Origin of the sequence: Paenibacillus sp. (assembly GCF_035645195.1) — a bacterium.
Lineage (GTDB): Bacteria > Bacillota > Bacilli > Paenibacillales > YIM-B00363 > Paenibacillus_AE.
In genome coordinates this window covers 16232-28577 of the sequence record NZ_DASQNA010000022.1, presented here as the reverse complement: position 1 = coordinate 28577, position 12346 = coordinate 16232, and the positions used below count along the sequence as shown (strand labels likewise).

The 12346-nt window shown below is 47.6% G+C and carries 10 protein-coding genes and 2 pseudogenes; 2 read left to right on the top strand and 10 right to left on the bottom strand.

Annotated features, from left to right (window positions below; translation table 11 throughout):
- Window positions 1-306: 306 nt before the first annotated feature.
- The 3 genes from VE009_RS11610 to VE009_RS11600 are packed head-to-tail and all read right to left on the bottom strand — an operon-like array spanning window position 307 to window position 3285.
- Window positions 307-1152, bottom strand: a complete 846-nt coding sequence (locus tag VE009_RS11610) for an aldo/keto reductase (protein ID WP_325007721.1) — start codon at window positions 1150-1152, stop codon at window positions 307-309.
- 57 nt (window positions 1153-1209) lie between these two features.
- Complete coding sequence (locus VE009_RS11605; protein ID WP_325007719.1) at window positions 1210-2268, bottom strand: NAD(P)-dependent alcohol dehydrogenase; 1059 nt, start codon at window positions 2266-2268, stop codon at window positions 1210-1212.
- A gap of 27 nt (window positions 2269-2295) precedes the next feature.
- A complete protein-coding gene (locus VE009_RS11600; RefSeq protein ID WP_325007717.1) occupies window positions 2296-3285 on the bottom strand; it encodes an aldo/keto reductase in 990 nt (329 codons plus the stop codon).
- 210 nt (window positions 3286-3495) lie between these two features.
- Between VE009_RS11600 and VE009_RS11595 the strand changes: the two genes are divergently transcribed.
- Both VE009_RS11595 and VE009_RS11590 read left to right on the top strand, forming a co-directional pair.
- Window positions 3496-4041 carry a TetR/AcrR family transcriptional regulator gene (locus VE009_RS11595; protein ID WP_325007715.1) on the top strand — a complete coding sequence of 182 codons (546 nt, stop codon included), beginning with the start codon at window positions 3496-3498 and terminating at the stop codon, window positions 4039-4041.
- Between the two features lie 389 nt (window positions 4042-4430).
- A pseudogene (locus VE009_RS11590) lies at window positions 4431-4784 on the top strand (transposase); the annotation flags it as partial.
- Between the two features lie 189 nt (window positions 4785-4973).
- On the opposite strand, the gene VE009_RS11585 reads toward VE009_RS11590, so the two are convergent.
- The 7 genes and pseudogenes from VE009_RS11585 to VE009_RS11555 all read right to left on the bottom strand — a co-directional run bounded on the left by VE009_RS11585 (window position 4974) and on the right by VE009_RS11555 (window position 12331).
- The gene (locus VE009_RS11585; protein ID WP_325007713.1) at window positions 4974-5144 is read right to left on the bottom strand and encodes an aspartyl-phosphate phosphatase Spo0E family protein; all 171 of its coding nucleotides are present in this window, start codon (window positions 5142-5144) and stop codon (window positions 4974-4976) included.
- A gap of 66 nt (window positions 5145-5210) precedes the next feature.
- On the bottom strand, window positions 5211-7445 hold the full coding sequence (locus VE009_RS11580; RefSeq protein ID WP_325008019.1) for a transglutaminase domain-containing protein: 2235 nt from the start codon (window positions 7443-7445) through the stop codon (window positions 5211-5213).
- A gap of 6 nt (window positions 7446-7451) precedes the next feature.
- On the bottom strand, window positions 7452-8675 hold the full coding sequence (locus VE009_RS11575) for a DUF58 domain-containing protein (protein ID WP_325007712.1): 1224 nt from the start codon (window positions 8673-8675) through the stop codon (window positions 7452-7454).
- A 1-nt stretch (window position 8676) separates the two neighbouring features.
- The gene (locus tag VE009_RS11570; RefSeq protein WP_325007710.1) at window positions 8677-9636 is read right to left on the bottom strand and encodes a MoxR family ATPase; all 960 of its coding nucleotides are present in this window, start codon (window positions 9634-9636) and stop codon (window positions 8677-8679) included.
- A 13-nt stretch (window positions 9637-9649) separates the two neighbouring features.
- Window positions 9650-10171, bottom strand: a pseudogene (locus VE009_RS11565) (PQQ-dependent sugar dehydrogenase).
- 333 nt (window positions 10172-10504) lie between these two features.
- The gene (locus tag VE009_RS11560; protein ID WP_325007708.1) at window positions 10505-11050 is read right to left on the bottom strand and encodes a cyclophilin-like fold protein; all 546 of its coding nucleotides are present in this window, start codon (window positions 11048-11050) and stop codon (window positions 10505-10507) included.
- Window positions 11051-11128: 78 nt separating this feature from the next.
- The gene (locus tag VE009_RS11555) at window positions 11129-12331 is read right to left on the bottom strand and encodes a multidrug effflux MFS transporter (RefSeq protein ID WP_325007706.1); all 1203 of its coding nucleotides are present in this window, start codon (window positions 12329-12331) and stop codon (window positions 11129-11131) included.
- Window positions 12332-12346: the final 15 nt, after the last annotated feature.

The window sequence follows — 12346 nt, the reverse complement described above, 5'->3', positions numbered from 1 at the left end:
GTTCATTTTAGGCTCTTCACCATCCATTCATAAAGCTGCTCATCGACTTTCAAAAAAAATTGAGGAACTTAATCCTATTCCTAACAAAAATGCTAAAAATTCAAAACCAAATCTATAGCTAGCCGTGCGATTCCGCCGTTTGCACCTAGGATCAAAACGTTACTTAATCGAAAAACACCTTCCACTAAAAAGCTGCCCTCAAAGAATACTTCGGGGCAGCAATTTTTTTATTTTATAGCTCTTGGATAGTAGAAGAATTAGAGCAAGTCCCCTTATCAATCCCGATGGTTTGGCACTGATTCTGGTTTATTTACCTAGTCCCGTTAAGAATTCAACCGTTTCTGGGTCATAATGTGAGAAAAATAAACTTTGACCCTGATCCAATTTGGCGATTTTATCCATGTCTTCGTTTGATAATGCAAAATCAAAGACATTAAAATTTTCAATCATTCGTTCTTTATTTACAGTTTTAGGAATGATAATAACATTGCGTTGAATGAGATAACGAAGAGCCACTTGAGCAACAGATTTACCATATTGCTCACCAATCTCTTTTAGGGTTTCATTGTTAAAGAAATCATTTCTTCCTTCTGCAAAAGGTCCCCAAGATTCAATTTGTGTTCCGTATTTCTCCATTATTTTTTGTGCTTGTTTTTGTTGGTTGAACACATGCGTTTCGACTTGGTTAACCATTGGTGTGATTTCGCTAAACTGAGCGATATCAATGAAACGATCAGGATAGAAATTACTAACACCAATCGCTTTGATTTTTCCGGCTTTATAATACTCTTCCATAGCCCGATACGTACCGTAGTAATCATTGAATGGTTGATGAATCAACATTAAATCAATGTAGTCTGTTTGCAGTTTACGCAAAGACTCGTCTATGGAGGTTTTCGCTTTTTCATATCCGGCATTGGAAATCCAAACCTTTGTCGTAATGAAGAATTTTTCACGCGGTATGCCGCTTTTACGAACTGCATTGCCAACTGCTTCTTCATTCCCATAAGCCTGAGCAGTATCGATAGAACGGTACCCCACTTCAATAGCTTCACTCACTACCCGTTCGCATGCTTCAAGATCCGGAATTTGATATACTCCAAAACCTAAAATCGGCATCTTAGTTCCATTAGATAAAGTAACCATTTGCATTGAAAAGCCCTCCTGTTTTATCTACCAAAGTAAGGTGCCCAAATTATCGCCAGCTAATTACAATGTAGACATATCGATCACGAATCGGTAACGCACGTCATTGCGGAGGATACGCTCATACGCTTCGTCAACCTGATCAGCACGGATTACCTCAATCATTGGAGCAATACCATGCTGAGCAAAAAAATCGAGCATCTCTTGTGTTTCCGGAATTCCACCGACGTTGGAAGCAGCGATGCTGCGGCGCCCTGCAAATAAGGAGAAAACATTGTACTGATCTGGTTGATTTGACAGACCGACATTTACAAGTGTACCGTCTACATCAAGCAGGGATAAATACGCATCAACGTCAATATTTGCGGATACGCTGTTTAAGATGAAGTCAAATCGTCCAGCCAATTCATTGAAAGTTGCCGGATCATTGGTTGCAAAGAAATCGTCTGCGCCCAATTTCAGGGCTTCATCTTTCTTATTCATCGTCTGGCTCAAGACCGTTACTTCAGCACCCAAAGCATGCGCGAATTGGACTGCAATGTGCCCGAGCCCCCCCATCCCTACGATGGCAACCTTCTTGCCCGGCCCGATGTTCCAGTGTTTCAAAGGAGAGTAGGTCGTGATACCTGCACACAACAGCGGGCTAGCCACATCTAGTTCCAAACCGTCAGGAATATGGACAACAAAGTTATCCTTTACAACAATTTTTTGGCTATATCCACCGTATGTCATTTGCCCATCGTAGTCTAACGAATTAAATACAATAACGACGCCCTTTGTACAAAATTGCTCCTCCCCACGGACGCAATATTTGCATTCTCCACAGGAGTCCACAAAGCAACCAACGCCAACGCGATCCCCAACAGCGAATTTAGTTACGTTTGTTCCGACCGCCGTCACGACCCCGGTAATTTCATGACCGGGGACCATTGGATAGATCCCACTGCCAAAATCATTGTGAGCAAGGTGAATATCAGAGTGGCAAATGCCACAATACTTAATATCAATGAGTACATCTTCCGGTTTTAACTCTCTGCGTTCGATTGTCGTCTGCTCAAATGCTGTTTTGGCACTTGGTACGCTTAGCGCACGAGTCAAATTGTTTGCATGATTATTGCACATACTAAAGAGCACAATCCTTTCTTATCATTAATTTTGGAACATACCGAGCACCGGATGCGGAACATACAGTTCTTCCAGGAATGCAACCTCATCAGGTGTCAATTTGATCGAAAGGGCGCCGGCAGCTTGTTCAATATGAGAAATTTCCGTCGCGCCAACAATCGGAGCCGCTACCGGTTCTTTCTGAAGCAACCAGGCAAGTGCAATTTGCGCCATTGGTACGCCGCGTATATTCGCTAGTTCCTCTAGGCGGTCGACAACTTTTCGGTCAGAATCGGCTGTTGCCGAATAAATTATTTTTCCAATTTCATCTACTTTGGAGCGAAGGTCGGCTGCTGTCCCCCATGGCTGGGTTAATCTTCCCGCAGCGAGCGGGCTCCACGGTACCACAGCGATTTTCTCTTCCTTACAAAGCGGCAGCATCTCTCTCTCTTCCTCACGGTAGAGGAGGTTGAGGTGATTTTGCATGCTAACAAACTTGGTCCATCCGTTCTTCTCCGCTACATGGTTAGCCTTCATTAACTGCCAAGCGTACATGGAAGAAGCACCGATGTATCTCGCTTTTCCTGCTTTCACCACATCATGTAATACTTCCATCGTCTCTTCAATGGGAGTGTCGTAATCCCAGCGATGGATTTGATACAGATCTACATAGTCGGTCCCAAGGCGCTTAAGACTTTTATCGATTTCACTCATAATTGCTTTACGGGAAAGCCCGGCACCATTTGGACCTTTCCGCACGCGAAAATAAACCTTTGTCGCAATAACAATCTCATCCCGGTTTGCATAATCCCTTAAAATTCGCCCGGTAATTTCCTCGCTTGTCCCGTCCGAATAAATATTTGCGGTATCAAAAAAATTAATCCCTAACTCCAGCGCTTTTTTAATCATCGGACGACTGCTTTCCTCATTAAGAGCCCATGGAAAATCGCCACGTTCTCCAATACCAAAGCTCATACAACCGAGACAAATCCGCGATACATCCAATCCCGAATTGCCAAGTTTCACATATTCCAATCTGATTCGTCCTCACTTTCCTATAGATGTAATCGAGCCAAAGTAAATGCTCGTAGAAAAATACCCATTGATGAATTAGGTGACATGTGTGTATTATTATAAAAAGTATCAGGTTCTTCAATGGTTAAATGAGCGCGATTCGTGTAGTAGTACACAAATATAACGAAAGTGTATAATTACTGGTTTAAGAAAGTGTGGTGACATACAATCATGGCAAAGGTGGACAGAAGAATAGCCAAATCTCAAGAAGCAATAAAAAAAGCTGTTCTAGAACTGATGTCTGAAAAAGATTTTAATCAGATCACGATCCAAGATATTTCCGACAGGGCAAATGTGAGCCGAAAAACCATCTATCTTCATTACATGGACAAATACGATCTGCTAGATAAGTTGATTGAAGAGCATATTAATGAACTCCAGATTTTGTGCGAATCATCAGCTGAAATGGATTTTATAGACGGAAATACCGTCTGGTTCGAATACCTTGAAAGTAATTATTTATTCTTTTCGACGATGCTAGAGAGTAAAGGGGCCCCTTCATTTCGTAGACAGTTCCTTGAGTTTGTCATCGAACAGCTAGAGGCTGAAGTGAATATATCAGAAGGAAAGAATCAGGGATTAAGTAAAGATATTATTCTTCGATTTATTGGAGGGGCATACGTAGAAGAAATAGAATGGTGGTTCAAGAATGAAATGCCTTATCCGCCCCGTGTAATGGCAGAACAAGTGGGGATTTTAATTGAAAGGATCTTATAATCGAAAAAAAGCAATTTGCGCCGGATACTGATGTGATATCCATACAGTCTACAAAAGGGTCAAGTTTTTGTCGCGCATCAACAAAGGGGTCAAGTTCTTGTCGCTCGTCAGCGACAAGAACTTGTCCGAAAAAACAAAAAAACCGCATTCTCAGCGGTTTTTAATCGGGTATGTTCTTGTCGTCCGACAGCCTCTGAAAGCGACTTTACCCGGTTCATTGTATGAAACTTTCCATCGTCCTTAAATTCTAAACCATGAGAAGCAAGAAGGCCACGCGCTGCTTATTGCCGGGCAAATGAGGGTTTCCGGCCAGAAACCTTGCCGCCCACTCTTGCAATGTATTCAACATCCGTACCTTCTACAGATGGTCCGATATAGATTTTATGAACAAACAAATCTACTCGATGCGCAAGGAAACGATTGAGCGCGTATTTGCAGACATGAAAGAGAAGCATGGCATGCGGTGGACGACCTTACGAGGGCTACGTAAAGTCTCCATGCAGGCGATGCCCGTTTATGCTTGCATGAATCTCAAGAAATTAGCCACCTGGCTTTGGAGGTCAGGTGGCTCGAAGCGGAGATTCGATGCATTTTTACTTCTCATAGCCCTTAAACAAGACAAACTCCTGAGTTCCGTCCCGGAACAAAGGGGTTTGTCTGCAATCTGCGCTGACCCACGGTCAGCCTCCCTTAGATTAAAGAGGTTTAAACTTTTCATCTACTTGTTTCAGCATGCTACATAATTATGACGTGACTTCAACTACTAAAGTTTCCCTTGCAACGCAGCCGAGTTGGGACGAAGAAAAAGCAATGGATTGGTTCCATCGTTGCGTGCTCGTATCCGTTAGCGGACAGGCCATTGCAGTTTGTTGACGAGTACATTATATCAAAGTACCCTCACCCCCCCTCCCATTTTGGTTGGCTAGTGTTCGTCAGTCGAAACGTGGTCCCTGAACAATACGGTTGAGTTCGTTGTGTAATTCATCAACTTCTTGAGATAACTGTAAGGTCTTGGGGTGAGTCAACCCCAACCGAATGCCTATATTAATCAGTACTTGCCGTTTTTCTTCTATCTCAGCCTTTACCGTTTGCAAGTTTCTCACGCCGGAACGGCCCCTCCCAATTCCACACCAAACTGACTAACAAACACCGGGGCCACCTCAACTGATTCAATGGTCACGATTCTCAATAAATTTTAACCAAGCACTCTTTCTCTGTTGTAGCTCTTGCCGAAGATGTTGTAATTTATGCGAGAAAGCCACCATTTCCTCGTTGCTAAAAACCCCATTGCCATATTTAGCTTTCTCGAAGAACGACAGTAATGACTCTAAATCCTCTTTCTCTATCCGCTGATTACCATCGAACCATCTCCACAACGCTTCCCTTGCCGTTTCATGCTTCTTGCGGGTATACCCTCTTCTCTTGGCATAGAGAAGGAAACGTTCGAATTCGAGTACGGCAAAACGGTTGGCGGCTAATTGGTCCCTGCCCGGCCAGATCTTGCGATAAACCAACCCCAATGCCAACAGCATACACGTCCAAACGGCACCAACTGCCCAAACGAATGAATGAGGAAAGCCGCCATTTATTATAGACGCAGGCACGTCCGACTCTAGCTCAGTAGATATTTCTATGTCAGAGTTCGGCTCCTCTTCCAGCACGAGTTCCGGCACGGGTTCCGAAGGTAGGTCTGCAATAGCGCCTTCGTCCGGATGATGAACGGGAAGTTCGAACCCTGCTGTCGGTTCGAAAGGAATCCAACCATATCCGGGAAAGTACGCCTCGACCCAAGAGTGGGCATCGGAATTACGTACGGTGTACACCCCGTCACCGGTTAATTCACCCGGAGCAAATCCTTTTACCCAACGGGCCGGGATGCCAATCGAACGCGCCATGACGACCATCGCTGTTGAATAATAGTCGCAGTAGCCTTCCCTAATTTCGAACAAAAATCGGTCGACAAAATCATGGCTTTGACCACGGCTCTGGTCTGGAGCAGTGGTATACGCATAAGAACTGGATAAATACTGCTCGAGCAGTTTGGCCTTGTCGTACATACTTTCACCCGACTCCGTCACCTGGAGGGCCAAGTCCGTTACTCTGGACGGGAGCGTCTCCGGCAAAGCCAAGTACGGTTCGAATTCGGCCTCGATCGGGAGCCCTTCAGACACGCTCCGTAGCGCTTCTTCGTCGATGATGGGCACCTGGGAAACCAACGTGTAAGTATCCGGGTACGCTCGCGAGTCGTCGCCGACCCACCGTACTTCGGACAACCTCGGTGACCATCGAAGAGAAGAAAAGTCCGCGTCCGCTCCGCCGCTTGCGACGCGTTGCACCCTGTCGATCGCGTACGCTCCAAACAGTACCGGATACTCCTGGTCCGAACCAGGAAGCATCGTTATCGTCTGCGTAACTTCGAGTGTTCTATGGCTCGCGCTTTCCGGAAGAGAGGCCCCCCGCGCAATGGCGGTCGTCGCAGCCTGGCGCTCCGCCTCGCTCACGACCCATCCGGTGCCTGTATATAACGCGCGGGTTTCGCCGCGCCAGTATGTTCGATGCGAAGAGACAGCCGACAAAACCGGCGTCTCGTCGAAGGCGATCGTTCCGCCGAGCGACGAATCGTCTCGGCTGTACCCGGAGGTTGAAGCAATGCTGGAAGACGAAGCTGACCGTTCCCCGTCGCTCGTAAATACGACTCGATCGCCTCTCATGGTTTGCCACATCGTATAGGGATCTGTCAGTACCGGTCGGGTATCCGGCGCCAGAGCTCCAAGCGTTACGACGACCGTGATCAGGAAGAGTATCGACAGGACGATAAAGGGCGAGAATTTGACTAGATGCGGCCAACCAGTCGGATGTTTTTGCTTCAAATCGGAGAAATGGCGTACGGTCAACAACAATAAGCCGCAGACGATCACCGTCACCGCCTGTTTCCAAAGGTTGAGTGTACCGTAAGAATCTCGAATGGCGAAGGTTGTGACCGTGAATACGAGTACGGTTATTATATATTTCTTTTCCTGCATTAGCTTCGCTGCGAACAGCGTAATTACCCAGGCCGATAAAGAGAACCAGATGAAAGGCGGCAGCGCCATGAAATTGTCGCGTAGAAGGTCGACCGCGTCTGTGAAACGAACAACGTCGCGGCGGACCGGAACATACTCCAAGACGAACCCCGTCGCGGATACTAGCGCCGCCAGCTGAAGGCACCATCGAACCACTTTGCGCTTCCGAAGCATCGCTTCAATGACGACCGTCGAGAGAAGGGTCAATTTCACGATCACAACCGTTTCCGGTAGCCACATCCCCTCTTCACGCTCAATCCAAAGTACATATTGCAGAAGGAACAACCCCGTAAGCACGACTGATAGCCGCTCGTGCCAATCCCGCGGCAGCCATCGCTTCATTTTCACTTATTTGTTCCCTCCTACAACCAAAGGCAGCCTGTCCAGCGACGTTACAACACAGCCCGATAAGCCGGCCGCTCGCAAATACTGAACCCACTGCTCGTGCACGTTCAGCGACACCTCTGCAGCGATCCACATATGGAAAGGCATCATGCGGCGCTGCTGGAGTAAGACCAGGGAAGGCGCCAACGCATCCCCGAATTCAGGGCTGACGACGACAAAAAGTGTTCCAGGAATGAATGTTCGGACTCGTTCTTGCAGGACTTCCCGCAACGGATTCATACCGTCAAGTTCCACTTCAATGAAATGGTTCATGATCGCGTTCTTCTGGCTATCGCCGCGTTCGGGTTCAAGAACCTTCGTTTCTTTCCCGGCTGACAATAACCCCACAGCCATGTCGCGGCATATTGCGTAATCTAGCAGGGAAGTCGCAACGGAGACGGCCAATTCGAACTGTTCTTGATTGCGATAACCGCTCATGTTCCTGTCAAGAACGAAAACGATCTTGGGAATGGCTTCCCGTTCGAATTCCTTCGACTTCCAACTCCCCGTCTTAGCCGAAGCGTGCCAATGAATTCTAGACAAGCGATCCCCATTGATGTATTCACGTATGCCATTGACCTGCGCCGTCTCCCGATAGAATCGTGTTCTCGCCGATGTATGCGGATTGCCGCGAAACATATGATGTAGCTGTTTCCAATCACGAATGTCCACCCTTTGCGGAAACACCTTGAAGGCGTAGGGCAACCGGAGGCGCCCTTGATGTCGAAACAAACCGAAAATGTCTTCGGTCGCACAATCGGTGTCTTCGAATCGGTACACTCCTCTTCGCAACGGGGGCGTTACGTAGGAAACTTCCGCCCGTCGCTTCCAATCGGGAATGAGGATCGTCTCGATCGTATACTCCTCGCCCCCGCTATGTGTAAGCTTCTCCTGAATTGTTACGTAAGGCACGGGCCAGAAGCCGGGAATGTGCACTTGCACATGCACGGCAACCGATGTTCCTGCCTCAATCGTCCCTCCGCTTACGGTGTCCGGTAGCGTTCGGACGCCGCGCACATTCGAGACCCCGCTCCAACGTCCCAACAGGATATAAAGACTTAACGCAGCAACGATACTGAAAAGCATGAAAGCGAACTTACCGCCTTGAAACAGAAGAAACAACAAACTAATGAACAACAAAGCCACGATGCCCCAATAACGAGCCGAAAACGCAACGAACATGCCCATCCTATTTCCCCATGGCGACGGGTACGCCCACTTGCAGCAATATCGACTCAATGATTGACTCAAGACCGTTCCCGTCAAATTTCGCCTCTGGGCGTAAAATCAGCCGATGCCCGAGCACGAACGGCGTCAAATCTTTGATGTCGTCCGGTATAACGTAGTCCCGGCTTCGCAAATACGCCCTCGCTTTCGCCGCTTGCATCATGGCGACCGAAGCACGTGGACTGGCTCCAAGATAGACGGCTGGATGTTCGCGCGAGCTTCTCACGATCGAGACGATATAGTCAACGATAGCTTCATCGACGTGCACGCGTTTCGCCCGTTCCTGCATTTGCGTCAGACGCTCGATCGTCACCACGGGCTCGATCCGGTCAACCGGATGATCAGTTTCCTGAGCGAGCAGAATCCGCTTCTCGGTTTCGTGGCCGGGGTACCCAAGATGAAACTTCAGCATAAATCGGTCCATCTGCGCTTCCGGCAGCGTGTACGTACCTTCGAAATCGATTGGATTTTGCGTCGCTAACAGCAGAAAAGGCTCCGGCAGCGGATAACACTCGCCGTCCACGCTAACCTGGCGCTCTTCCATAGCCTCAAGGAGCGCGGACTGCGTCTTTGTCGAGGCCCGGTTGATCTCGTCGATCAGTACAATGTTGCTAAAGATCGGCCCAGGCCGAAATCGAAACATCTCCTGTTTGGGATGGTACATGGATACTCCTGTCACGTCGGTAGGCAGCAAATCAGGATTGCATTGGATGCGCTGGAAGCGGCCTTGCACAGATCGTGCCAACGCTTTAATTAGAACTGTCTTTCCGGTTCCGGGCACGTCTTCGAGAAGTATGTTCCCGCCTGCAAGAACGGCTGTCAGCAGCAACTCGACCTCCCTTTCTTTGCCCATAATGCAGCCTTCCAAGTTCGATTGGAGCTGATTTAAGATGTTCACATCTTCTGCGAATGCAGTATGCATCTTCTCTATCTCCTCATCCTCTTAGTGAACTTTGTAACTTACCTTTCCGGTAGCGAAATTCGATAAAGCTTATCGTCATTTTCCTGTGGCGTGCCGCGTCCATCTGAATTATTGCTGATGAAATAAAGATTGTTGTCCTCAATCCGCACATCCGAATTCTTCCGAAATCGGTTACGATTTCACGTTGTTCACCCGTTGCAAGATCGAATTCTAGAACGGCGCTTCCTCGCAATGCCGCAACATACAACTTTTCGTTGGATTCGTTCATCCCGGACGCCGCCCAAGTCTCTCCGTCGCCGGACGTGAATTGCGGCACGGCCGTCCCCTCTTTTTCCTCAAAACCTTGGATCACCGGCCAGCCGTAATTTTGACCGGATTCGATGCGGTTGATTTCATCATTAGCGTTATTACCGTGTTCACTTGCATATAACGTCCCGGCAGGTTGACAAGACATTCTTGAGGATTGCGATGCTCATAACTATATATAGGAATTCGGGATCGGGTTATCGCTAGGAATTGATCCGTCTACACTCATTCGTAAGATCTTCCCGCCTAGCGAATCCAGGCTTTGAGCAAGCTACTCCGTTTCAATCTTTACGATATTTCCTGGTCTTTCCGTTAAATAAAAGGTATTCCCTAACTTTTCGATGGACCAAGGAACATCTAGATTTATCGCGATCACTTCAGGTGCTTGGACAGGTGCAAGCGTCCCTTCCTGCCTTACATTATCCTCCCCAATGAAAGTCTCTTGCTGCACATTGAAGCATTTCCCTTCCCATCTGCGGGATTTCCATTAGCAGAACGGCCTAAGATTAGTAGGACTGCAAGCAGGAGGGGCAATTTCGTACTCAACTCTATCACCCTTCCTTTATTGCATATTTTCTATCGTTACAATAAAGTCAGCATTTATCCCTCCGAGTTTTTTCACGAGCTCGTCCAAACCGGATTCGATCTTACCTAATTGGATCAGTCCGGGGGAATATCTCCGATTCTCATAGAAAATAGTCACAACTTTCCACGGGGCGTAATAAGCGAAATCTCCGGTGATAGGAGTGTTGCCGTCCGGAGCATCTTCCATAGATAGCCCCTCTTCTAAGACGCTCATTTTTTCGAATCCACCGAAATCTTCGAATGATAACGTAAGCGGGAGTTTGCTCAAAAAGTCCCTACTCGTTGGACTGTCATACATTGTAAAAATGAATTCCTCATTTTCGATCTTCAACCGAATCTTAGCACCTTCTATACTCTCGCTTTCAACCGTTGGACCTTGACTTCTGTCTCGGATTCGTTCATCCGTTGGAGCTTCTTTTTCAAACTCTGTTCCATTGGGAGTACTTTCTTCCTCATTGCCGCTGCAACCAGTGAGGGTGTAGACGATCACCAGGGCAAGAGTCACCGATAACATTTTTTTCATATGAGTTCACTCCTCGACCGCAAATTCTCCATTTATTCGATTGTAATTTCATTTTCATCGCGAGTCCTTTCCAGAGGTTCATGCCTGGAGTGCCTGCTTAGACCTTACCAGTGAGAAATATGCGATCATTGCAGCGGTACTAGACGATAATATGATGACGCCAAGAGGAACGGCAGTGTCTTCTCCCGCAATGCCGACCAACGGAGCGACGACCGCACCTAGCAAGAAAGGAATGACGCCAAGCAACGCAGCAGCACTACCCGCCATGTGGGCTTGACTTTCCATAGCAAGCGGAAATGCAGCAGTTGATGTAATCCCGATTGCGGCTACAAAGAAAAACAATGGGATGACCAATGTGAAAAGTGGGCCATGGAAAATGGCTACCAATAAGACAACGACACTTGCCACTAAGGCAAGCCATAGGCCGAATAACACGAAGGCGTGTTCGGAAACACGATGCGCCATCCGTCCGACAACTTGGGATCCTATGATCAGTCCAATGCCGTTAGATCCAAAAAGAAGAGCGAATACAGTGGGGCTGGCTCCATAAATATTTTGATAAATAAAGGGCGTTCCGGAGACATACGCGAAAACCCCAGCGATCATAATACCTTGTGCCAGCATGTAGCCTAGAAACTGGCGATCTCGCATGAGCACACCGTAGCTGTGCAGTTGATGCACGAAATTTGTAGAGCTGCGGCGATCGGGTGGCAAACTCTCACCTAAACGCCATTTTGTCATCACTAATAAGTACATTCCTAGTAACGATAACGCGATAAATACACCGACCCATGTCGTGAAAGTAAGAACTCCGCTGCCGGCAACCGGAGCTACGAGTGGTCCCAAATTACTAACAAGCACGAGCATCGAAAAAAATTTGGTGAGTTCTTTACCACTGTACAGGTCGCGTGCGATCGCACGGGAGATAACAATGCCCGCTGAAGCAGCGAAACCCTGCACGAATCGGAAAACGATCAACAACCCGATATTCGGTGAGAATGCGCAAGCTAATGAAGAGATGACATAAACGACCATGGAGATAAGCAAAGGTTTTCGCCTTCCGTATCCATCGCTCAGCGAACCCATAACGAGTTGGCCTACGCCGAGCCCAAGTAAACAAGCGGTGAGACTAAACTGAACGAGTGAAGCAGTCGTACCGAATTGCCTCGTAATCGCCGGAAACGCCGGTAAATACATATCGATCGTGAAAGGCCCCAGTGTCGAAAACAAACCCAATAGTAAAGCCAGTCTAACCACATGCTGATTGTTGATATTGGTCATGGTCTAAAAAAACCC